Source organism: Acinetobacter sp. MF4640, from assembly GCF_002018895.1.
In the GTDB taxonomy this organism is placed as follows: domain Bacteria; phylum Pseudomonadota; class Gammaproteobacteria; order Pseudomonadales; family Moraxellaceae; genus Acinetobacter; species Acinetobacter johnsonii.
In genome coordinates, this window is record NZ_MVOM01000014.1 from 1 (window position 1) to 23,887 (window position 23,887).

Sequence of the window (23,887 nt, forward strand, 5' to 3'; positions counted from 1 at the left end):
TTATAATCAGCGAAGAATTCAAAAGAGTTTGGATTTTAAAACGCCAAATCAAATAGCAGAGAACTTTTATCGGTTAGCTGCCTAGCATATCCCAAGTGAAAGTCTCCTGCTAATTCAGCACATATCACTGCCACCCAATTTGCCCAATTGTTCCGTGGTAATGGAAATACAATCCTGCTAGAGAGAAAGCACCACCCCAAACCAAAAAGAACAAACCAGAATTACCACCCATCAACACGTAGTTATAAATTAACGCTGTGAAACCCACCGTCATAAAAAGACCAGTGAATATACTTGAAAAAATCACCTTTTCATTCCACCTAAAGTTAAAAAAATACTGCTTTCAATTAATTTCTAATAACAAATCCGAAATAATCACATCAACCCAATGCTTCTAATTTTCGAGCAATATATTGGTTGATTAAAAGTCAAGTTCCGAAATTTATGGTTTGAGCAATTTCATGATCCAACTATTGCTGATGCTGTAATGGACCCCCAAAATAATGAATAAAGCACCCATAGAAGCTGTATTGACGCCAAATAGCGCTGCAACATACATCACCAGCTTAATAAAAACACCCTATACCATGAGGAAACATAAAAAGGCGAATACATATAGGAACAGGTAAAAAATAACTTTAAAAAATAATATAGTTTGTTCCTAAATATTCCTTACCTGTTTAGTGATTAAGGCGCTTTAAAATTCAATTGGATTTTATAAGTGTTCAAGACATCTGCTATAACAGTACCTTCAGGGATCTCAATCTTATCCCCTACTTTGTATGTGTTCACAAATTGCCAAAACACCGCTTTTTCTTGTGGATCTAAACGAGAAAGGATGTATAGATAAGCAGATTCAAGCTGTTGTTGGCTTGCATAGTTATCTACTGATACTACTGGCGTAGTTGCAAAGTTATAGTTCAATTCATCAAGTAGAGCTTCATATACAGTCGTACTTGCATACTTGCTGTATTTACCCTTGTTTTCAGGAACCGTATAGCCGTGGTTGTAATTGATCATACGAGCAACGTAACTGGCCAATAGTTCCGAGTTTTTAGGGTTTTGCTGTAAATAGTCTTCTAGCTTGGATTTATCAGCTTCGTGCGCCGTTAAAACCACTTCCCCGTTATTAATAACATTCAAGTTAAGTTTAATGCTCTTAATTTTACGAGGCGGTTGTTCAAATTCCGCACCGTTAAAGCGATGTTTAACGTTGATATAGTATTGTTCAATTGCATTAGCTTTAACTAAGGGAATTGGTGAAGATGATACAATTGGAGTTTGAGTGACTTTAACGGTTGTGTTGTTGGCATAGATGTGTGCTGATAGCGAGATTGTACCAATCAGTAAAGCTAAAGTACGTTTATTAAATACCATTTTAAACTTTTCCAGTGAAATAGTCGGTGTTATTTGTGAGAACCAGTTTTACTTTTAAAACTGGTTCTAAGCTGTCTTTACAAGATTATACTATTTTTAACATTGCATCACTAATAGTCCTTAAACATTTTTAGTTAATTCGTATCAATCACCGTTAAAACTATCTAATATGTTTAAGAAGTTTAAGCACCCTTTAAAATTTGTTATGTATTAGGTTTATGGAAACGATTTTAAATTCCTTATTGTTAAAATTCTTAATTTATTCATTATTGTTTTATATAGTGTTTAAGTTCATTTTTGCTTTATGTGGCGTATTTCGCAAACCTAAAACTAAAGCCAAAAAGAATTCACCAAAAGGCTATCGTAAGCCTCAAAAGAATCAGGAGCTTGTATCTAAAAAAGTCCTTACAAAAGACGAGATTATAATGCTTGATGCACTAGAACAGGTCATTCCATCACGCAACATTTTGGTGCAAGTAAGCATGAGTGCTTTTATGACCACGCAAAACATAAGTATCCGAAATCAGTTTTCTAGGCTTTACGTGGATTATTTGATCGTTGATGAAGACTACAATCCTATATTATCTATTGAGCTTGATGGGCATTATCATAAATATACCCAGGATAAAGATAAAAGGCGTGACGAGCTTTTGAAGAGTGCTGGCATTCCTGTCATTAGGTTTAAGGAAATTCCCGACATAAAAGTTATAAGAAAAACCATTTCAAGGTATATTTAGGTATAAATACGATTAACTCTAATTGATTTTAATAATGTAATTGTGTAAAAATGGTTTTGTCGTAAGAGATATTTTGAATTAATTTTCAAATATATTTCTAAAGGTTTAATCATGAACAACTTAACTCGCAATACTGGAACTAATGACATGTTAAATGTATCAAAACCAGAAAATGTTGCTCAAATGTCACCTGTTGAACTTCAGACTTATATTGAAGAACTTCAACAACAACTAGTCGTTAAAGAAAACCAAGCTTTTCACGATGCTGTTAGTGCCATTAATGCAATCATTTCAGAAAAAATTACTGCCGATGGTGTTGTGGACATCCATACACTTAGCGAATATCTAAAAAACAACCACATTGAAACCACAAAAGTTGAGCCTGTAAGACGTCAAAAACGTAAGCTTACGCATGAATGGGTTCACCGTGAGAACAACAGCTTACGTTGGGCTGGTCGCGGTCAAGTAATCAAATGGTTACGTGAAGAAATGACTGAAAAGGGTTTTGATCCTACAGATAAAGAAGCAGTACGTAGTTATTGCGAACAAAATCTAGACCTTAAAGAGATTTAATCTTTAAAACTAGTGAAACCACCGTAAAAGGTGGTTTTTTTTTGCCACTATATAGTGTCCTTAAGCGATACCCTAGTCTATTAGCTTTCAGCCCATAACAAGAAAATTTGCAATTGGTATATACTTAAACCGTTTTTATAAAGGTCACGTTATACAACGGACTAGTTTTAGTTAAATTTTGGTATATACATTATAAGTATATGTGACTATACCTTTGCTTATGTTTCGCTGGAGGCGATTAAATGTCATTCAAAACTCTATTATTAACTGGCTTATTATCTGTAGGTTTGGTTTTAGTTGGTTGTAGTAAAAAAGAAGAATCAACATCTCAATCAAAACCTATTCAACCAGATGAACAAATTGACAAAGTAGATCCATCTGCAGACTTACAAGCAGCGCGTGAAACTTATGTCGATAATGAAAAACCTTCAAAAGTTGAGGGCCACGATTTTGATGCACATCAAAAAACTGCAGAACAAAATCCACCAAAAGAGGACGAGCAAAATGATATGTCTTCTATGCTGAACGCTGCAGCTGCAGATGCTCAAAAACAAGCAGATCAAAACAAATAACAGCACATAAGCTTGGTACATCTTTAAAGGGGATTCGTTATCCCCTTTTTTAATGCGCCTTTAAAATACTTTTTAAATTCCCTTATTAAAACTTAACTAAAACAGTGATTCATTTTAACTAAAAAAACTTTATACCCCACGACTTAGTTATAATTAACCAATTAAAACGTAATTAGATAAATGCGTTAAGGAGTATTAAAAATGGCATATGAATATAACTCGCAAGATAAGCGGTTTGAATTCCCTAATCCCTACCGAATAGAAAACATTTTTAAAGTGATCGGTGCCATCGTTTTTATGCTGGCTGGCCTAAGCTTAATTTTCAGTGCAAAAGGTCTATTCAGTAACGGTGTATTTGTTGCACTACCACCGCTTATAGTTGGTCTAGCAATGTTCAGTTATGGCGCTCTACTGCTGACCACAGGCTTATCAAACCTAAAGTTCTACTTTGGTCGTGATCAACCAGCCGGACTTGCACAGGAGTTATCCATTCAAGAAACTGGTGCTTATCCTGGTGCAACCGATATTAAAGAGATCCTACGCCAAAGCGCTTTGATTTATGAAGAACCAAAAGGCTCAGTGAACGGGATTCTATATTCACTGTTCCCTAATCTTATTTTTTCGCCATTATTCATCCGTAACGCTGCAGAAGCTCAATTTCAAAATGCGATTGTTTTTCTGATTACCTTAGTGAGTGCTCTAATCGCGTATGTGGGCGCATCACCCAATACAGGTGCTTGGCTTGGGATTGTTTACAACGCCATTATTTTGATTGTTTTATTGCGTCCTATGGCTAATCCGAACACAGGTGCACAAGAAATTGGTTTATCTAAGGTCATTGGTTTGGTTTTAGTTGCCATTCTTGGACCTGTATTGGTACCTATCCTTACCCAACATGCAGTTGCGCCTATTTGGTTGCCAAGCATGGATAAAGCCATTTTTACGTTAATTGCAGCGCTGATTGCGATTGCGATATTCTTCTTGGCCGTGGTTGCTCAAATGGTAAAACAGCCACCACAAGCCAGTGCTGGAGTCGTTCAGGATAGTTTGAGTATGAATTGCCAACCAATGCAATTGTTTGATGAACTTGAACGCCATCTACAAAAGAATTGGGAAAGTGCTATTCCTAACAGAATCTATTCACGCCAGTTGCCAGTTATCAACTCTAGCAGTAAAAACGGTGCTTTTGAGGGTGAGATCTTAGAAGAAACTCAACCAGTGCCAATCAATACCCTTCGTGATATGACATTGAGCTCATGCTTCAAAGAAGAAAAGTATCGCTGGTTAGCCATCCTCAATAGTTTTGGATTGTTAAGTTTTATTGCTTCAGTCGTTTTAATGACTATTTTTGCCAAAGGTCTATATAACGGAAGCTATCTGGATTTTAGCGACTTCACTTATGGTTTCTTTGGTGTATCGATGTGGATCTTAGGGAAGTTTTGTTTTGAGCACGGTAATTACCTATGGAGCCGTTTTGACTTTGTATCAAAACTAATATGGGTTGAGGCTAAAGGTAGCTATCAATTGTCTCAAATAAACTTTGGCCGTTACCTTGACGACAGCGTGAAATCACAAAAAGAAGTCATCAATGTTGAAACCATGACGTTACGTGTCTGGTACGCTGAAATTAGCACAACGACCTTCGGTAAATATCAAAACCGTGCGATCTTGAGCATGACTGCTTGTACTGATGATGCTGTTGTACTGAAAGAGCATTTAGCCGACTTTGCCAAAAGCCAAAGCATTGTGGTTGCCCCAACGTCTGAAGCAGATATTAACCGCATGTCATCTATGAACCAGATGAATAGCGCAATCAATAAAAGCTCACCAAGAACACATGGTACACATCTTGGATTGATGAATAACCCTGAAACACACGGTCAGGATCTATCAGATCAAGTACCCGTGATCATCAAACCGAAAAAGAATATGTTTTGTGTGAAATGTGGTGAACCACTTCAGGACAATATGCTGTTTTGCCCTCAGTGTGGTACCAAAAAAGAAAGTTAATCGTTAAAAAAAATAAAGGAGTGGATTACGAATGTGGTCCACTTTTTTTTGACATCAAAAAAATATTTAGACTTCTAAAATTAAGAGTTTAATTGAGCATTGACATATTCTTCGACAGAAAATCCCTTTACGCCAGTTTCTATAAGTGCATGCACAAAGTCTGAGAACGTCACTGGAATGTACCCTACTTTGAATAGTGCCTCATTCAACTCTTTGTACTTCAGAAAAACTTCTTCTTTATGTTTTTTCTTCAGCTTAAACGTGGACGGCAAATCTGCCACTTGCAGATCTTGAATTTTGATTGGGCTGTTCATAGCGTACCCGGTTGCTTAAAAGTTGCGAATTTAAACTATTGTAATGTGAAAATTAAAAAATGCAGAATAAATCTGCATTTTATTGTTTCATTTTTTAAAGATCTATTTGATAAACAGATGCTTAAATTAGTATTCTCAACCAAAAGCCAATTAATAGCGGATTAACCAAAATCAATCCGTTTCTTATTAGTATGTTTAATGTGTTGCTACTGGCGTACCAAATGCATCAGGACTTTGCGGTTGTGGTTGTTCACCACCACTTTGTTGAGCTTGACCAGGTTGACCAGCTGGAGCAGTTGTCTTACGTGCAGCTAAGTCCTTCATGATGTCTTGACAAGACATGCCCCCTGTTTCGTATAAGTTGTACGCAACAGGATCTTTTTTAGGATCTGGCGGTACACACTCCAATTCAGGTTCACTAGCAGTTGCAGAATCGGCATTCATTTTGTCCAGTTCGGTAGAAATCAATGTCAGATCGATGTCACTTGGCGTAATTGGACGACTGCTGATCTGCAAGCGATAAGTCATAGACGGCGTTAGTAGCGCATATAGTTCGCGGATCTGATTGGCCATAAGCGCAGGATTTTTCATTACGATTTTTTGGCATAAGAAAAGGTGCACGTTGTTCGGGCTACAAACACTTCCTTTACGCTGACTTGATTGTGGGTTTTGGGCATCCACTTTCAAGGGGTAGACTTCAATGTAAACTTCATACGGCGTATCTGGCTTAAATTGGAAGTTCTGCAAACTAGAAACGACAGTTGAATACGGTTCTGACGTATCTTGTGCATGACAGAATACTTGTGGTGCGTTACAGTCAAAGTTACGACTAATACGGTCGATAATTTCATTGCGCTGAGCAGCCAATTTCATACTTTCTTCTTTTACTCGTCTTGCAACTTCACTCTGCAGTCGAGCTTCAAGTTCAACATCGCTTTGTTGTGGACGTTCAACTTCGATGTTTTGATTGCCAAAAATAACCACAGCAACTAACAAAAAGAAAAGAACACCACCGCCAATCAAGATTAGCTTTTTATGCTTAGCAAAAAAGTTTTCATCAATGTCTACTTTTTTGCCCTTCTTTGCTGTTTTGGCTGGCTGTTCAGGCTCACTTACATGTTCATCATCGGGTTGGGTTTTGAGCGCTTCTTCAGCTTCCTTCCCGATGTTGTCCATATCATCTGGTTCGTGATTACTCATTTATTCACCTATTCAATTATTTACTTGATTTAGCTTTTGTAGAGGTCGATTTAGACTTGGCTTTCTTTTTTCCACGTTGAACTGGCTCACCGTTGTTGTCGTATCCACTTGCACCACAGCTAAAGCAATCCCATTTAAACTTACGTTCACCACGTAAATTAAATGCAGACTGAATCATGGTCTGACCACACTCAAAACACTTGGCTTCGTTGCCAGTGCGAGATTTTGTAAGTTGGGTATCTGGTGATCCATCTGGCAATATGTCGAAATAACGTTTACATGATGCAGCTTCACAACTGTATCGCTCTTCGTAAACACCAGGTTCTTTGCGGTACTTGGTATGTATAAGAGGCTTTTTACAGATACATGGATACTCTGTTTTGGTCACTTGGAATCTTGGCTCGTAGTTAGGACTACCATCAGGGAACACCTCTAATGGACCCGACTTACATTTTTTGCCTTTCAGGTTTGGATTGGATTTTTCACAAGAAAAGAAGTGATACGGCTTACCTGAAGAAGTTGAAATACCTTTTAACTCACGCAACCAACCGCCACACCCTTCAAGCTGACATTTGTATGTATGGTTACGGCGATATTCGTCAAAATCAGGAACCAAGTTACCGCTTTCGTCATTTGTAGAACGGTATGTTTCTTTACAGGTGCCATCTACGAACGCACGTTGAGAGCACTCAAAAAATACAGATTTATCAGTTGTAACCTGAGTCAGTGTTTTGCCACATAAACATAAATGAGTAGTTGGCTCACGTACAGTTGGCTTACCCGGTTCATCTTTACCATCAACATTTCTGTTTGGCGCTGAACTTTTGCATGAATTACATGACCAGTAGACCGATGTTGTTTTGTCGCGATTGGTACCGATTTTCGGCAACATGCGTCCGTCATCACAGTTATTACATTTGTAGATAGGGAATGAATCAAGCCAATGTTTTGAGAACTGTCCTAATTCACTTTCAATCCCTAAATGGAACTTTTGGAGTTCTTGTTTGTAATCGGCATCACCAGTAGCGATTAGATCCAGTGTTTCTTCAATTTCTTTGGTGTAAAGCGGATCTGCAAAACTAAACTTACCTCTAATGTTTTGAATCAAGGTCAATCCATGCGGTGTAACTTCAATTTTCTTTTTAACAAGCTTGATATAGCCGTGCTTGATTAAACGTTCAAAGATTGATTGATAAGTACTAGGACGACCAATTCCTTTTTTCTCAAGTAATTTGACCAATGATGGTACGGTGTAGCGTGAACGTGGTTTGGTTTTGGTCGCGATAACTTTACCAGCAATAACATTGTGGTTTTGACCGACCTCAATATCCATAGGTAGCGTATGTTCAGGTTCTTTTTCTGAATCTTCTTCACCGTCCACGTATTCAAGTGCATTTTCATCAATACTGTAGGTCTTTAATAAACCCAACCAACCATCTTCCTTTAAGATACGGCTAGAAGCTTTGAATTCAGCATCTTTAGTAATGCTTTCACCATCTACATTGAGCGTGACATCTTTATAGACACCTACAACGGATTTAACTTCGTATTCAGCTGGAGCCATTTGCGATGCAACAGTACGCAACCAGATTAGACGGTATAGATCCTTTTGAACTTTGTCCTCACCAGCTTCAAAGGTAAAGAAGTCACTAGGACGAATACATTCATGTGCTTCTTGAGCACCATCGCGAGATTTGGCTTTATTGCCGATAATCGCAATGCCCTCTCTCTCACCAAAAGCTTCTAGAGCTTGCATGCCCTCAGGCGAAATTACGGCAGCATCAGTACGATGGTAAGTGATATAACCACCTTCATATAACTTTTGCGCTGCATCCATAGTTTGTTTTAGATCCAAACCAAGACGCGCTGCAGCTGCAGCTTGCAGATCAACAGTAATAAACGGCGCTGGAGCACTACGGAAAGATGGCTTAGTTTCAACACTGGTAATGGTTAAGTCTTTTTTATCAATTTCGCTTTGTAGACGGGTAATTGAAGCTTTATCTAACCACTGGTTATTGTGCACATCCTTCATTTCAGGATTAAGCCACTTAGAAAAATCCCATTTCGCAGCCCAACCTTGTTTTAGAGTTACTTCAAGGTTGTAATGTTCATGTGATTTGAAGTTTTTCAGTAGATCTTCTAAATCACCAAGCACAACGAGTACGGCAGATTGAACACGGCCAACAGGAAATTTGCCTTTTAAAATATTTGAAATTGGCTCATACAAGTAAAAACCGATCATACGGTCAAGGAAACGGCGTGTTTCTTGAGATGCCACCATACCTTGATCCAGCTCTTCACCATTTTGAAGTGCATTAGCGATCGTAGTTTTATCAATAGCGTTATATTTGACGCGAATATACTGATCGTCAGATAAGTTCAGGATACGTTTTAAGTGATATGCAATGGCTTCACCTTCACGGTCCAAGTCAGTTGCGAGGAAAACCGTATCTGCATTTTTAGCAGCCTGTCTTAATTCTTGAACAACGCGTGTTTTATTTTGAGATATTTCGTATTTAGGAACAAAGGCTGGATATGAGAAACCGATCTCATGATTAGGTAAATCACATACATGGCCAACTGAAGCGCGTACAACGAATTCGTGCGGATACAGGTCATCCAAGATATGTTGAATTTTTTCGACCTTTCCGGGTGACTCTACTATGAACAAACTACTCATTAAAATTCATCCAATTTTTAACTTTCTTTAGTAATAATTACTGAAGTTAATCTAGTAATGGTTTAAGTATATACAATTTTAAAATGTTTAAATAGGTTTAAGGGTTGATAAACAAACACTTTTAAGGGCTTATTTCTTAATCTTTAGTTGGATGAACATTTCAAGTGGTTAAATTACTTCCTGTTTTCAATAATCTACGCGAAAAAAGACAACAATATTTATCTAAAATTATGGGAAAAAATGGCTTAATTGTTTGAAAATGCACTGTTTAACCGTCACAAATTAAAATTCCAAAAATATTATTTAACGAATTAATGTTGTACTATAAAGGTATCGTTTGTTTTAAGCTAAAACCATGATTAAAAAACTTATAGTTTTAAGCACCTCATTGTTAATCATCGGGTGTTCGTCTACGCCACAAGAGAAACGCTTAGATCAATACCTTGAAGATACGAAAACTGATGCAAAGGAACGTAGTATTGACTGGTATTACAAACATGATTACGAGCGTAGTAATGTTTTAAATATTTGTTATTCCATTTATATAGATTCTGCTAAGAAAGCTGGTTATTACAGCGATGATGTTAGTGATGGCCGAGAAAAGTATTTAGACGATAGCGTACAAAAAGAAATGTACGCCTCAAATGACGAATGCAATAAGGCATATAAGGCTCAGGATATTCTAGATAACTTTGTTGCAAGCAATAGCCTTCCACAAGAGTCTTATGAAGACAAGTTAGATCCACAACAAGAACCAAGTTCAACACCAGAAGTATCACCTGAAGTACCAGAAGTGTCACCTGAAGCACCAGCAAATGAACCAGTCGCCACAAAACCACCAACACTGGAGGAATTAACCAATGCGAATCCGCAATAATGCGCTCATATGCCCAGGCCAATTTTTGATTCGATCTGCATTCTTTTTGCCCTAGCCATTTTACCTATAATAATTATTGGTATTGGCATACAGCTCAAAGAGAATTACGAGCGTAAGAAGCTCACTCAAAGCTATATGGATCAGCACTAAAGAAATGCAATAGGCAATAAAAAAGCAGCGAAATCGCTGCTTTTTTTATTTCTAATGAAGTTTACGAATAGGTTGAGTATAGGGGGAATCTTCTACTCGATGCACATGCATTGAATTGGTAATGTTCATTAAAGGTGAATTACTAGCCACTGAATGAGTCGTTGATGCTTTATGTGTGCGGTAGTTATTCAAAAACTGATCTACTACTGGCACATTGTTAGGCAATATTCCGATTTCGCGGTTAGTAATTTTAATCGTTTCTATTTGGTCTACATGGCTCATAACTAAGTCCACTACAATGATTAAAACTATGAGCATAATTATAGCTTAAAATTGAAGAAATTCCATTTTGGGATTTAATATTTGGTTTTTTTATGCACAGGTTTTTGTGGATAGTAGTGGGTATAAATGGCTAAGTTGCTGATTATTTAAGCTTTTAACATTGATTAAAAATTAATCAAAATAACGAAAAATAGAGTAAAATATGGAGAAATATAGCAGAAGCTATAGAAGAAAAAACAGGAAATGTCAAAAAAAGGGCAAAAAAAAACTATTAGAACAATCTCAGTCTAATAGTTTATTAAATAGGGTAATATCCCTTGATTCGTAATATAACCGATCTCTAATAAGTTTTAAAGCTTTTTTAATCATATTCACGGAAATTCCACAAACTATTATCTCATGCTGAACAAAAGTAATGATTAAGCCCTATACTCAGCTCTACCCTGATATATTGCAGATTAGTTAAACTGTTGTTTAGAAATCGCAAACAATATGATGTTATATTTGAGCAAGGTTAGAATTATGTATGAAATGTGAATGCTTTAAAAACTGATATATATTATCAACTTTTTAGAGTTTTACGCCTTATAGAATACATACAACTTGTTAGAATGCCTTATACTAATTAGCCACCCTCACACACCTTTTATGGAAGACCAGTATAGTGAAAGATTCAATCTTTGCTGATGTTATATCAAAGTTGAATGCGGAAGTTTTTACGCAAAAAGCTGGTCGCTTATACCCTCCTGTCAGTCAATTATTGGCACTGGAGAAAAAGTTAGCATTATGTACAGCATCATTGGTTAAAAGCGAAGACATTCCAGACTATAAACAGCTAGAACGCCTGTTTTGGGATAACGTAAATCATACCTATGGCACTGGTTATTTTGCGGAGATTCCTAAGTGGGGTTCCAACATCTTTATCCCATTACAGGTATGGGAAAGTGTGTTACAGCCTTATGCATTGTTCTATAAAAATATGAACCCTGAGTTTAACTTTTATGACTTTGCATTTACGACTGCAGCGTTGAGCGCTTGGCGGTACAGCCAACCCGTGCTAAAGCTTGAAAATGATGTATATCGCACCCTATTGAATGATGAAAACGGTCGCTATGTCGATGGTCATTTGCTGAATTACTACTTTCAGTGGACCAACTTTATTCATACACCAGGTCTAGGACACAACGACAAACCTTTATATGGTTTTTTCGCGCATCAAAACGAAGTTTTGTTTAACGGAAACAACGTTAAAGTACTGATCATCGTGTTTTGCTATGAAGATACTGAAGCCAACATATCTGATGAAGATCCTTTAAGCTTAACCTCTAATTGGGGAGACTATGTGGTTTTAGAGTATCGCACGGATACTATTAAAACCATTAAAGATAGTTTGATTGGTACCAACCTTAAAGGTAGTCCTGAGCTATTAATCTTACTTGGTAAAATGCTTAGCTTATTTAATTTCTCTATTCATCCTAAAACTGACATCTACAATCACCGTGGCTACCTGATGCAACCCACGTATAACGATACGATTGATTCATTTCTCAATAGTTATAGAAAGCACAAAGGTATGCCAGTACGCCGTGGCGTAGGTAAATCACCCTCTAGCAATCAACGCCGTGAAGTCCTCTATCATGTCCACGCACCAAGTTGTCCACGCCTGTTTGATACTGGTCTGAACACTGGTTTTGTGTCGCGCATGCACAAGAGTAGCCATATCGCTAATGACCATTTTAATACACTACATTGGCTTAAAACTGATACTGGCTTAAAACTAATTTCAGGTAGTTTATATACTCAAGAAACCGAAACTAAACTTATTAAATCAATTCAAAATTACTTTTATGGTAATAATACTTAAAGGTTTTCATTCTTTTTTCCTTAAACCTGTTATATACTTTTAATACCCATTTCAATCAATGAAGTATTATGCGTTTCGAGTTCGATCCATCATTTATATCTCATGTTGCAGTACGATTAGATGGCACTTCCTTAAAATCATTTTTAGACAACCTTGGAAACGTATCTTTTCAAGAAGCTGAAAGTTATTTAAGCAATCTAATTAAAGGGAATTATGAGCAAGACGAGTTTACTGTTGGCTTGAAAGTTAAACCTAAAAACTACAATCAAACAGAATTATTGGGGCATCTTTATAAAAATAGTGCCTTTCAATCGGTTTCAACTGAAGTATCGGATCTCGACACCCAAAACATGCACAATGACATCGCTCAATTCGTTCAAAGCTATGCCAATGTTGCAGATCTTCAGTACAACAGTTATTTCTTGGACAAGCAGACGTTTAAGCATGAAAAAACGTTAGATAGCTATATCTTCACAGAATTAATGCTGCAGTTCACCAACAATAATACCGTGAAGTTTCGTGTGGACGGCGAATATGTCACAGTGATTAATGCTGAGCTAACCTCTAAATACATCTATTTTAACGACAACAAGAATAAGCGGATCTGTAAGTTTTTAAGTAAAAATATGCATCCAGCTTATTTAGAGTCATTCTTAGAGCAGATGCATATTATTAAAATTGATTCTGAGCAGTACTTTTATAATGCAGTCGTGAATAAAACAATAAGTTATGATGCTGACGTTAACGCCTTTATGGACCAATCCCAGAATTTTTTAAATACCCTTGTGAAAGGTTATAAAAAACTGATCTTAAACAACGTGCGATTTAATCTTTACGAATTCTTAGAAGACGACCTTGAAAGTGTCATCCTAAACCGTATCACTAAGGCATGGCATTACGCTCATGAAATCACGTTGCAAACTAACAACCCATCAAAATATGTCGTTGCTCAACCGCTGGTTATAAAATATTTATAAGTGAGTTTCTTTATTTATGAACCCCCTCATGATCAAGTATGGTATCGATATTGGTACGCTATCTAAAATATTTAGATCGCATCTTGAAAATGAGGGCATTGTATTTGATCGTGAGAGTGACTTTCAGCTTGAACGAAGCTCTAAACGTATTTACCTCAGAACCAATCACCACAATGACGCCACAAAAAATAAGAAAAAAACGGCCTGGTATCTCGTAGATCTAGATAACGCACGTATGTCTTATGGTTGGTTTCATGCTGGCGGTGCAAACTTCACTTACAGCTTGTATGAATACATTCAAGAAATGGATCTGCAACCTGGTGACACCGTATATACCAAGGAACAGCAAGAAGAAGATCTTAAACGCTTCTTAAACTCATGCAAAAGTGCTGAGAAGAACAAAAAAGACCAAGAGATATTGGCTCAAATCTATACGGGTTTTGAATGGGCCAGAAGCCTACCCTTGCCAAACCGTCCACACAACTACAATGTGAAAAAGCAGATTAGCTTCAGTCATGCTAGATTGTACAATCCAAGCAACTTCACTAAAAATGAGCTGATTGATTATGTCAGCCAGTACTACCCTCAACACAAGAACAACACCATTATTCTGAACCGTATTATTGATCTGCAACCAGATCTAGATCAACAGTCGCTACGTCAGAACAAGCTTTTAGTTGAGGGGCAAAACCTCAAAAATCAAATCATTTTCCTTCAGACCATCGCTGAACACAAAAACAAGCGTGGTGAAGATAAGTTTACATTACGTGGTGTACTTGCAAACGGCGCTTTCAAAATCTTATATAAAGATCCATTGGATGCATGGAACCAAGATCGGATAATCTTTTGTGAGGGCTACGCCACTGGTGAAGCAATTGCAGAATCAATTCAATACTCTATTCCAGTCATTGTCGTGTACGTGGCTGGCAACATCATGAATGTAGTACGTGATTTCCGTGCCGAATTCCCGTTTTCACGCTTCTATATTTTCAATGATAATGACCATAAAACAGCATTAGAAAGCAAAATAAAGCGCAATCCCGGTATCTATTACGCAACAGAAGCATGCCGAGCTGTAAACGCAGCCATGATTGGACCTGAATTTACTGAAGAACAGCTAGATCTAAGTGACTGGAACGATTTTAAATGTTTATACGGCGTTGATTACACGCGTGATGTTATACGTCATAAAATGCAAAATGCCGTGTGGACGACTGCAATTCAAAGCACGGTTAACCCGAACTACTCTATCAGTGCCCTATTCTTTGGCATCAAACAACAGTTGGATGATATAGGCCTCTATCCTGATAGCATGACCAAAAAGAATTGGTTTAGCTTGGTTTTACGCGCATACGCCTTACTGACTCAACAGGGATTTAGTCAGATCCACCCGATTGAGCTGGTCAAAGAACAATTTATTGAGATTCTTGGCCAGATTAGCAAGCAACCCCGTAAAGTCACTGGAGCTGAAGAACCAGAACTCCTTCAGGCCTACACAAAACTTGTAGAAATGATCGCACGTAATGATTCAACAACAGCACTGAATCAACAGATTATCACCGTGATTAACTTATACAAAAATGCAGATTATCCAATTGAAACATTAAAGGTTTGGCTCAAAGATATTTTGAGTAAATCGAACGATCCTGAATGGTCCGAAAACTTCATTAATAATATTTTTATTTCGATAATTTGAATGTCAAACATAAACCCCCAAAGGTAGCAAACTTTTGGGGTTTGTTTTTCTCTAAACTTTCATTGCACTAGGTTTATCGACCTACTTAAGACAAATGTTTCCTGATCTAGTTCGGTTTTGTGACTTATAACTAGGTTTATCGACCTATTTAAAACTAATGTTTCCTGAACCAGTTCGGTTTTGTGACTTATGGATTGGTTTGCCATAAACTTTAACGTTGCCTGAGCCTGAAAGCTGTACTTGAGCAGAATTGATAGCTGTACAAAAGATATTGCCTGAACCAGATAGTGCCACTTCTAAATTGTTGCTTTTCAATGGTAATGCATCAAAATTGCCTGAACCTCTCAAAGATAAGACACAGTGTTCAACGGTACCGTCTAAATCCATATTTCCAGATCCACTAATACTTGCTGTGAATTGATCTTCATTAAGATTTAAGACCTGAATATTGCCTGAACCTTTTAAATCAATAGCTTTTAAATTTGGGTGACTGATCGATACTTCTAACGGTGAACAAGTACTAAAACTTACATTGTCCTGAATAGCTAAAACCAATACACCACCCTGAAAAGTCGCACTAATAAGATCTACAATATTGTCGTCTGCAGTAATTTCCATTTTAGAAACACTTGAAGCAAAAAACTTCAGACTCATTGGACCTTTCATACAGATTTCGTTAAATGGGTTTACAGGTACTTGCTTAGTCACGGGTTTGCCACTTCCAACGATTTGATAGTTGGAACCTGAACTGTATACATTGCCGTTGCCATTGATTACAACAGAACCCGAAAAAATATGTTTTGACATATAAAGCCTCAAATTATTAAAAGTAATTTAACCCTAAATAAGTGGTCATTCATAACCTATTTAATATCTGTAAATTATAACATTGAGGGCTTAAATCTTTTTTATTAAAATAATAAATTAAAACTTTTAATTTTTCTTTAAACCTTTATTAGACATAGCTTATATTAAAGATTAAACAGAAATGTTTTTAGAATCGGTATATACTAAAAGTATAAATTTTCTTAAGCATATGATTAATAGTCCTATGCAACCTGGGTAGCACATTGCACCTGAATATATATTAGAAATTGGAATTGTTATGGCTGAGAAAGTACCGAGCGCCCGACATAATTGTGATTTAAATACGATGTTTCAGTTTTTCCAAGAAGAACTGGAGCGAAACTACGGATTCGTATTCAAGTCATCTGGTAAATATCAATTCGTGACCGTATTTGATGAAAAAGTGCCTTGCCTCACCGAATCAGATAACCCTAGTAAATCAAGTAGCAACAATGTCAAACCACGAGGGATGTATTGGATCTATCCAAACATGAACCGTGATACTGGTGAATACTGGCCAGTGCTCAAAGGACACCGCTTTGGTGTAACTGACATTGAAATCTCAATTGCTTTTGCTGACCACTATAAGAACGTAATCAAGCCTCAACGAGATTCAAACCCTAACTACAAACCACCAAGCAAAGAAGATGTTGATCGCCGTGTACGTGAGTTTGAAGAAGCTCAAAAGAAGCATCTACTTCAACAAGAAAAAGAGCTCTTAGCTGCACAAATCGCTATCCGTATTGAGTGGCAACGTGCTGGTAAAGTTATTGACGATTCATTTTTTAATAATAAAACTGGAAGCATTCAGACCTTTAAACGCGACATTCGACAAATGCCGTATATGGTTGAAAAGAACCTAGAGCCATACGGCGCTAAAATCATGCGTAAAGATAACTTTACCCGTGATGAAGCCATTGAAGCAGTAAAGCGTGAACTTCCTGAATCAGCCACCAATCAACAGCTTCTCGTTGAAACAGTAGAGAATGTATTAGCGTATCAAAAGCATTTTATCAACTTTGAACCTGAGCTTGAGGGCGAAAAGAAAAAAGGCTTTGATTTACGTAAAAGCAGAGCTGTCATTCTTGCACCGTTAATTGACACCAATAACAAAGTCGTCAATTTACAGCGTATCACCCACCATCGCCAAAAAAAGCGCAACAAAGAAACCAACAAGCTTGAAGAAGTACTGCATAAGGGCAAGTACTTTTTTGATAAAGCCAAAACGAAAGATGCATTCTTGCCTGTTAGCAAAAATCCTGATGTTGGCTATGAAGTCTTTAACCCAAATGCAAAGAACTATTTGATCAAGGAGGGTTGGGCAACAGCGATCAGCGCACGTAAGGCGTTGGATGCTGGTTTAGAGCTTGGTTTATTGGGTGAGGGTTTTACTGCAGAAAACACACAAGTTTTAGCGTCATACAGTAAATCCAATATCTCAAGTGTTGCTGAGCTTATCCGCAGTATCAATCCTGAAGCCAATATATTTGTTGGTTATGATAACGATGCTGGCCAAACGCTTGAGTCTGGTTTGAATCCTGGCTTACAAGAAGCTTGTCACAACTTTTCATTAAGTGGTGTGTTAGGTGATGTGAGCAAACATGAAAATACACGTATCACCCTACCCCCGGTTTTCCAAAATAAATTATCTGTTTCTGATTGGGATGATGCTCGTCAATATTTAGGTGTTGAACGTTTAGCTGCAGAGTTGGCAAAAGAACTGAATAACGCCGTCAAACGTATAGACAACAAGATCCCTGAAGTTGCGTATGCAATTAACCGCTACAACCGTCAACGCGAAGCTTATGCAACCAAGTTCCCTAATAAAGAATACCAACCGAATTACGGCATTGTGATTGCACAATCAGATGAAAAATATCTGGAATTGCAGAACATACGTGCTAAAAACCAAGCAAATATTGAAAATTACAACGCAAATATTGAAAAGCGTAAACAAGATCTATCAAAAGCTAACTATGATGGACCAGCTGGTACAGGTAGCACGAAATCCTATGCAAAACCAAAGTACCAACCGCCGTCATTTGATAAAGCATTTGATGATAAACCAACTCCAACCGCTACGGCACCCGTATCTACGCCCGTCATGACTCTTGAGGGCATTAAGTCTTATATGGAGATCCTTTCTGAAATTGATGTCACCAAAGTTCAAAATGATGTTTTGAAAGTTGTCGCTACTGCAGATGGCCATCAAAAGATTAAAGCCGGTGATATTGAATTCGAGAAAATGGGTGCCAAAGAACCAACCAGTAGCACAAACCCAAGTATGGATAGCATGCAAAATACCAAAGTACATATTGATGTATCCAAGGACATCAACAAAGATACAGTTAAATTGCAGAGTGTGGATCGTTCGACCATTCCCGAACAAAATCTTCAGCAAGGTATCGATCATCAAAGCTACGCTAAGTCAGCTATCTTTACCGCTTTTTGGCTTCATTCAGCAGAAATGTATAAAGCTAGAAAGTTAATTCATGAAGCTGGTATTAGTAATGCCGATGTTGAGGGTTCAATTGCTGTCGCTGAAGATAAGCTCAATAAAGCTCAGGAAGAAGTTTCTAAGAAGCGGTCGTATCCTGAACTTTTTGTGATTAGTGCGTCTGATAGCGAATACCGTGCGTCAATCATGAAAGTTTTATCTGATTTAGAGGCTGCACATCCAGAGTGGCAGAATCTCAAAACATTTAGAGAAAATCTTACTGATAGGACCATTGCATTTGATCAATTGAATCTGGATACATTGAAGATCAAAAACAAAGTAGTGCATTTGATTGTCAGTAATGTGACCAATGATCAAAACTATCTAAAGGTTCAAGAAAGCCTCACCACCCTTTTAGATACATCGAACAGCTTGTCTTTGGACCGTCAACAAAAGTTCAATCTTGTGAACAGTCTAAGTAAAACATTAAACAACATGGCCAAACTGTTAGATGAACCACCAGTCTTCCAAAGACTGAACGATTTCTTTACTCGTTTTGAAAAGCGTGTAGATGATCTCGTTCTAGGTGATGGTCTAAAGCTGTATGGTATAGAACCGCAGAATTTAAACAAAACTAACGAACGTGGACAGTCGTTCGATATGTAAAAGCAGATATGAAAAAGCCCCGAATATCGGGGCTTCTTTTTGAGTCAATGTTTTCAAGATTAGTGTGGCAATGTTGCCCTAAAATCCAGTGCAAAATCAGTTTCACCACGAGGATCGCTATTAAAGAACTTGAAGCCTAAACACTTAATCTCTTTATAGCCCATACTCTCCACCTCTTTTAAGGGCTATTTGCATTTTAGGGTGGGATTTTTATAAATCTCACCTTATTTTTAACTTAACAAACTCTAATTTTGCAATCTAAGGTTGAAACTACTTGAGCTAATCATTTTTAAAATTTGCATTATAAGGTTGAAAGTGAATTTAGCTTTTTAATAATCCTTTTAGTTGACTCAAATATTCATTTGCTTTTTGTTGAGCATTTTCTTCTGATAAATTCAAATCAGATTGAATCTTAATGATGCTTTGTTCAAACTGGCTTAATTCCAAATCACTCAATCGTTGTTCATCTTTGTACATATCTATAGTTGCTCGACACAAATGAATGAAGTGTGCTGTTGTTTTGTACTGATAATTACAACAAGCATGAATGATATTTTTGAGTCGTCTGTGGCGTAGCTCAATATTGATTGGTTTATAAGTTGGATGGCTTGCGCTAAAAAATAGTGCCTTATCTATGGCATCACCGCTATACCAACCTTTATCCAAATTTTCTTGTGCTGCTTGAATGTAAATTTCTGCTACTCGCTTCCTGTCAGCCAAAATGTATTTCTCAATTTCAGCTTGGTCAGTTAAAAGCTCAATTGGTTCAAACTGAACTTTAGTGCCGTATCTGTTTTGGGTAGATTGATCATTTACTCGCAGAAAAATGGTTGCACCTATTTCTATATCTGATAGCACGGCATTTTTAACAAGTTGGGCTTGATAATTTTTTACACTACCGATCAGTTCAGCTTGAATATACTTTGTTCCAATTTTTAAGATACGAAACTGTCCAAATGCTGTTATTTTTTCTTGCTTATTTGGCATCTCACACCAAGCCTAATGATTATCCTGTGATAAATTTTAACATTAAGTCTTTATTATGAAATAAAAAAGTAGTCAGATTTGAATTTTTTAAATATTGCATTTCAAGGTTGAAAAATCTACGTTAATTGCATAATATTTAACTATTGCAAAATAAGGTTGAAAAACAAAATGGCATCTGCACCAAACAATACCGAATCTACACTGGCAAGTTTTATTTGGAACAATGCAAATGATCTTTGGGGTGATTTCCCACATACAGAGTTCGGTAAAATCATTTTACCCTTTACGGTATTAAGACGTTTGGAATGTGTACTTGAGCCAACTAAAGATGCTGTTCTCAATACTTATGCGCAATTTAAAGATCAAGGGATGGCGCTTGACGATATTCTTACTAACGTAAGCGGCAATCCGTTCTATAACAAATCGACTTATAACCTTTCCAATTTAGGCGGTACAAAAACCAAAGCCAACCTTGAAGATTACATTTCCAATTTTTCTGAAAACGTGCGTGTGATCTTTGAACAGTTTGACTTCAATACAACGATTAACAAGCTTTCTAAAGCGAATTTACTGCTACGCATTTGCAATAATTTTGCTGCCATCGACTTACATCCGAATGTTGTTCCTGACCGCACCATGAGTAATGTCTATGAACATTTAATCGCTAGATTTGGTGCAGAAGTCGGTACGGGGTCAGAGGACTTTATGACCCCGCGTGATATTGTACATTTGGCAGCGACTTTATTGCTTGAGCCTGATAATGAGCTATTTGAACAAAAGAATGGTTTAATCAGAACTATCTATGATCAAACGTGCGGTACATCGGGCTTCCTAACCGACATGATGAACTATGTAGACGGTTTTAAGGACCTTTATAAAGTTGCCCCTGTACTTGTACCCCACGGACAGGAATTGCAGCCTGAAACTCATGCGGTCGCATTGGGTTCAATGTTGCTCAAAAAACTGGATTCTGACCCAAGCCGTGATTTATCGCAAAATATTAAATTGGGCAGTACCCTCAGTAATGACTTATTTGCAGGGCAGCGTTTCCATTATCAATGTTCTAACCCACCTTTCGGCATGTCTTGGGCGAAAGATGCCAGTGCGGTTCAATTAGAGCATAAAGAAAAAGGCTTAAATGGGCGTTTTGGTGCGGGCTTGCCTAAAGCTAGTGACGGCTCAATGCTTTTTTTACAAAATCTAATTTCCAAACTAGAACTGCCCGAAAATGGTGGTGGTCGTGGTGCGATTGTGCTTTCAGGTTCGCCACTCTTTAACGGTGGTGCAGGCTCAGGTGAATCTGAAATCAGACGCTTTATTTTAGAAAATGATTATCTCGAAGCAATTGTGGCATTACCGACCGATATTTTCTTCCGTACAGGTATTGGAACGTATATTTGGTTAATCTCAAACCGTAAACCTGAACAGCGCAAAGGCAAAGTACAGCTCATTGATGCAACTGCTATGGGTTCATCTATGCGCAAAAACGAAGGTAATAAGCGTAAGTTTATTGACCAAAATTCGATTGATGAAATTAGCCGTATTTATGCCGACTTTGAAGAAAGTTCGGTGAGTAAGATTTTTGACTATACCGATTTTGGCTACCGCCGAGTCAAAGTCTTGCGCCCTCTACGCATTGATCTTCAATTTGATGCGGAAAAACTGGAATTGTTTAAAGCATCAAAAGAGTTTAGCAAGTTATCCGACAGCGACCAAAATGCGGTATCAGCTCATATTGAGCAGCAGTTTGGTGACAGCAAAGACTATGCTTGGTTTGACAATACATTCCTGAAAAATCTACCACTCAGCAAAGTCAGTAAGGGCTTAAAGAATGCTTTGATCGCTGCGTTTGGGGTACAAAATCCTGATGCCGAAGCCGTTGAAATTAATGGTGAAGTGCAAATGGATACTGACCTTACCGATTACGAGAACATCCCGCTTAATCAAGATATTGCTGCTTATATGGCGAAAGAGGTCCTTCCTCATGCGCCTGATGCGATAGTTGATACTACCTATACCGACAGCAAAGACGGTCAAGTGGGTGTGGTCGGTTATGAAATTAACTTTAACCGCTATTTCTATGTGTTTGAGCAGCCACGCCACCCGAATGAGATTATGGCGGAGATTAAAGAACTGTCTGCCGAAGTTGCGCAATTGCTTGGGGAGGTTTAAAGATGCAATTTGAACAATACCCAAGCTATAAAAATAGCGGTGTGGAATGGTTAGGTGATGTACCTGAGCATTGGCAAGTCAAACCCAATAAGTATGTATTTAAAATCCAAAAGCGTATTGCAGGAACATTAGGTTTTAATGTTCTTTCAATTACTCAAAAAGGTTTAAAAATTAAAGATATTGAAAGTAATGCGGGGCAAATGGCTCAAGATTATTCTAAATACCAAATTGTAAATATCGGTGATTTTGCAATGAATCACATGGACTTACTAACGGGATGGATTGATATTGCCAAAGTTAAAGGTGTTACTAGCCCTGATTACCGAGTATTTGAAGTTAGAAATAAAAAAGTTAATAAAGAATATTTTTTACATTTATTCCAATTAGGTTATAGAAATAAAATTCTTTTTGCTTTTGGTCAAGGTGCTGCTCAGATGGGCAGATGGCGTTTGCAGAGTGAAACTTTTAATACTTTAAAAATGCCATTTCCTAGCATTGAGGAACAAGAAAAAATCGTTGCATTCCTCGACACGGAAACCACCCGAATTGATAACCTCATCGCCAAACAAGAAAAGTTAATTGAGCTTTTAGAAGAACAGCGTAAGTCGATTATTTCTCATGCTGTCACTAAAGGTTTAAATCCTAATGCACCAATGAAAGATAGTGGTGTGGAATGGTTGGGCGAAGTGCCTGAGCATTGGACGGTGTTAAAGAACAGACACATATTCAATTTTAGTAAAGGCCTAAGTATCACGAAAGAAAACTTACAGGAATCAGGAATTCCGTGTGTTAGTTATGGTGAGGTGCACTCAAAATTTGGATTTGAATTTAACCCTGAAATTAATGACATGAAATTTGTGTCAGAAGAATATTTAGAAACCTCAAAAAACTGCCTTTTGAATAGTGGTGATTTTATCTTTGCTGATACATCAGAAGATTTTGAAGGTTCAGGTAATTTCTCATATTTAAATAGTAATTCCCAAGTTTTCGCAGGGTATCATACTGTTATTGCTCGTTTAAAATCGAAACAAAAACCGAGATTCTTTGCATACATATTTGATTCAAATGCACATCGCAAACAAATTCAAACACAAGTTAAAGGTATTAAAGTTTTTAGTATTACCCAAGGTATATTAAAAGACATATATTCTTGGCTGCCGCCAGTTCATGAACAAGATTTAATTGTTGAGTATTTAGATAATGAATGTAAAAAAATATCATTATTAAAAGCCAAGCAAACAGAACTAATCGAAAAGCTTAAAGAATATCGTGCTTCGATTATCTCCCATGCTGTCACAGGCAAAATTGACGTAAGGGCGTTCGGCGCATGATTTCTTTAGCAAAGTGTAAATTTCGCTTTACTTCAATAGCGACATTTGTCATTATTCTTTCCAACATACCTGCCATGCCTAGGTTCAAGTTCGCTTGTTCACGCACAAATCGGCAGGTTTTTTTTGCCTGAGAAAAGAC

General features: G+C 37.3%; 18 protein-coding genes. 11 read left to right on the forward strand and 7 right to left on the reverse strand.

All coding sequences use genetic code 11. The annotated features are described in order from the left end of the window. Positions 1–124: 124 nt before the first annotated feature. Both MF4640_RS19425 and MF4640_RS06470 read right to left on the reverse strand, forming a co-directional pair. Complete coding sequence (locus tag MF4640_RS19425) at positions 125–274, reverse strand: hypothetical protein (protein ID WP_171249065.1); 150 nt, start codon at positions 272–274, stop codon at positions 125–127. 413 nt (positions 275–687) lie between these two features. Further along, positions 688–1,377 (reverse strand): hypothetical protein, encoded by a 690-nt coding sequence (locus tag MF4640_RS06470; RefSeq protein WP_078389062.1) that lies wholly within the window; start codon positions 1,375–1,377, stop codon positions 688–690. Positions 1,378–1,595: 218 nt separating this feature from the next. Here MF4640_RS06470 and MF4640_RS06475 point away from each other — a divergent pair, with 218 nt between their 5' ends. The 4 genes from MF4640_RS06475 (at position 1,596) to MF4640_RS06490 (ending at position 5,269) form a co-directional block, all read left to right on the forward strand. Continuing rightward, positions 1,596–2,114, forward strand: a complete 519-nt coding sequence (locus tag MF4640_RS06475) for a DUF2726 domain-containing protein (protein ID WP_042892478.1) — start codon at positions 1,596–1,598, stop codon at positions 2,112–2,114. Between the two features lie 111 nt (positions 2,115–2,225). Next, positions 2,226–2,687, forward strand: coding sequence for an H-NS family nucleoid-associated regulatory protein (locus MF4640_RS06480; protein ID WP_042892477.1), 462 nt, complete (start codon positions 2,226–2,228; stop codon positions 2,685–2,687). Between the two features lie 242 nt (positions 2,688–2,929). Further along, complete coding sequence (locus MF4640_RS06485; RefSeq protein WP_024160894.1) at positions 2,930–3,259, forward strand: hypothetical protein; 330 nt, start codon at positions 2,930–2,932, stop codon at positions 3,257–3,259. A gap of 201 nt (positions 3,260–3,460) precedes the next feature. Beyond that, positions 3,461–5,269: a zinc ribbon domain-containing protein gene (locus MF4640_RS06490; RefSeq protein ID WP_024160893.1), complete on the forward strand. Its 1,809-nt coding sequence runs from the start codon at positions 3,461–3,463 to the stop codon at positions 5,267–5,269. Positions 5,270–5,349: 80 nt separating this feature from the next. Here the strand turns inward: MF4640_RS06490 and MF4640_RS06495 are convergent, their stop codons facing one another. The 3 genes from MF4640_RS06495 to MF4640_RS06505 form a co-directional block, all read right to left on the reverse strand. Further along, a complete protein-coding gene (locus MF4640_RS06495; RefSeq protein WP_078389063.1) occupies positions 5,350–5,583 on the reverse strand; it encodes a hypothetical protein in 234 nt (77 codons plus the stop codon). A 195-nt stretch (positions 5,584–5,778) separates the two neighbouring features. Then, positions 5,779–6,783, reverse strand: a complete 1,005-nt coding sequence (locus tag MF4640_RS06500; protein ID WP_078389064.1) for a hypothetical protein — start codon at positions 6,781–6,783, stop codon at positions 5,779–5,781. Positions 6,784–6,799: 16 nt separating this feature from the next. Further along, a complete protein-coding gene (locus tag MF4640_RS06505; RefSeq protein ID WP_024160892.1) occupies positions 6,800–9,463 on the reverse strand; it encodes a type IA DNA topoisomerase in 2,664 nt (887 codons plus the stop codon). Positions 9,464–9,818: 355 nt separating this feature from the next. On the opposite strand from MF4640_RS06505, the gene MF4640_RS06510 reads away from it, so the two are divergent. The 4 genes from MF4640_RS06510 (at position 9,819) to MF4640_RS06530 (ending at position 15,309) form a co-directional block, all read left to right on the forward strand. Beyond that, complete coding sequence (locus tag MF4640_RS06510; RefSeq protein ID WP_078389065.1) at positions 9,819–10,340, forward strand: hypothetical protein; 522 nt, start codon at positions 9,819–9,821, stop codon at positions 10,338–10,340. Between the two features lie 1,096 nt (positions 10,341–11,436). Then, positions 11,437–12,636, forward strand: a complete 1,200-nt coding sequence (locus tag MF4640_RS06520) for a hypothetical protein (RefSeq protein WP_005028487.1) — start codon at positions 11,437–11,439, stop codon at positions 12,634–12,636. 68 nt (positions 12,637–12,704) lie between these two features. Next, positions 12,705–13,613 (forward strand): hypothetical protein, encoded by a 909-nt coding sequence (locus MF4640_RS06525; protein WP_077170259.1) that lies wholly within the window; start codon positions 12,705–12,707, stop codon positions 13,611–13,613. Between the two features lie 28 nt (positions 13,614–13,641). Beyond that, entirely contained in the window at positions 13,642–15,309 is a 1,668-nt protein-coding gene (locus MF4640_RS06530) for a virulence-associated e family protein (RefSeq protein ID WP_227518626.1), read from the forward strand. A 144-nt stretch (positions 15,310–15,453) separates the two neighbouring features. Here MF4640_RS06530 and MF4640_RS06535 read toward each other — a convergent pair whose 3' ends face one another. After that, positions 15,454–16,116, reverse strand: coding sequence for a GIN domain-containing protein (locus MF4640_RS06535; RefSeq protein ID WP_065995361.1), 663 nt, complete (start codon positions 16,114–16,116; stop codon positions 15,454–15,456). 298 nt (positions 16,117–16,414) lie between these two features. Here MF4640_RS06535 and MF4640_RS06540 point away from each other — a divergent pair, with 298 nt between their 5' ends. Next, entirely contained in the window at positions 16,415–19,258 is a 2,844-nt protein-coding gene (locus MF4640_RS06540; protein WP_078389067.1) for a hypothetical protein, read from the forward strand. A 321-nt stretch (positions 19,259–19,579) separates the two neighbouring features. On the opposite strand, the gene MF4640_RS06545 is transcribed toward MF4640_RS06540, so the two are convergent. Continuing rightward, entirely contained in the window at positions 19,580–20,245 is a 666-nt protein-coding gene (locus MF4640_RS06545) for a hypothetical protein (protein WP_078389068.1), read from the reverse strand. Positions 20,246–20,413: 168 nt separating this feature from the next. Here MF4640_RS06545 and MF4640_RS06550 point away from each other — a divergent pair, with 168 nt between their 5' ends. Further along, positions 20,414–22,417 (forward strand): type I restriction-modification system subunit M, encoded by a 2,004-nt coding sequence (locus tag MF4640_RS06550; RefSeq protein ID WP_078389069.1) that lies wholly within the window; start codon positions 20,414–20,416, stop codon positions 22,415–22,417. A gap of 2 nt (positions 22,418–22,419) precedes the next feature. Continuing rightward, positions 22,420–23,748: a restriction endonuclease subunit S gene (locus tag MF4640_RS06555; protein WP_078389070.1), complete on the forward strand. Its 1,329-nt coding sequence runs from the start codon at positions 22,420–22,422 to the stop codon at positions 23,746–23,748. Positions 23,749–23,887: the final 139 nt, after the last annotated feature.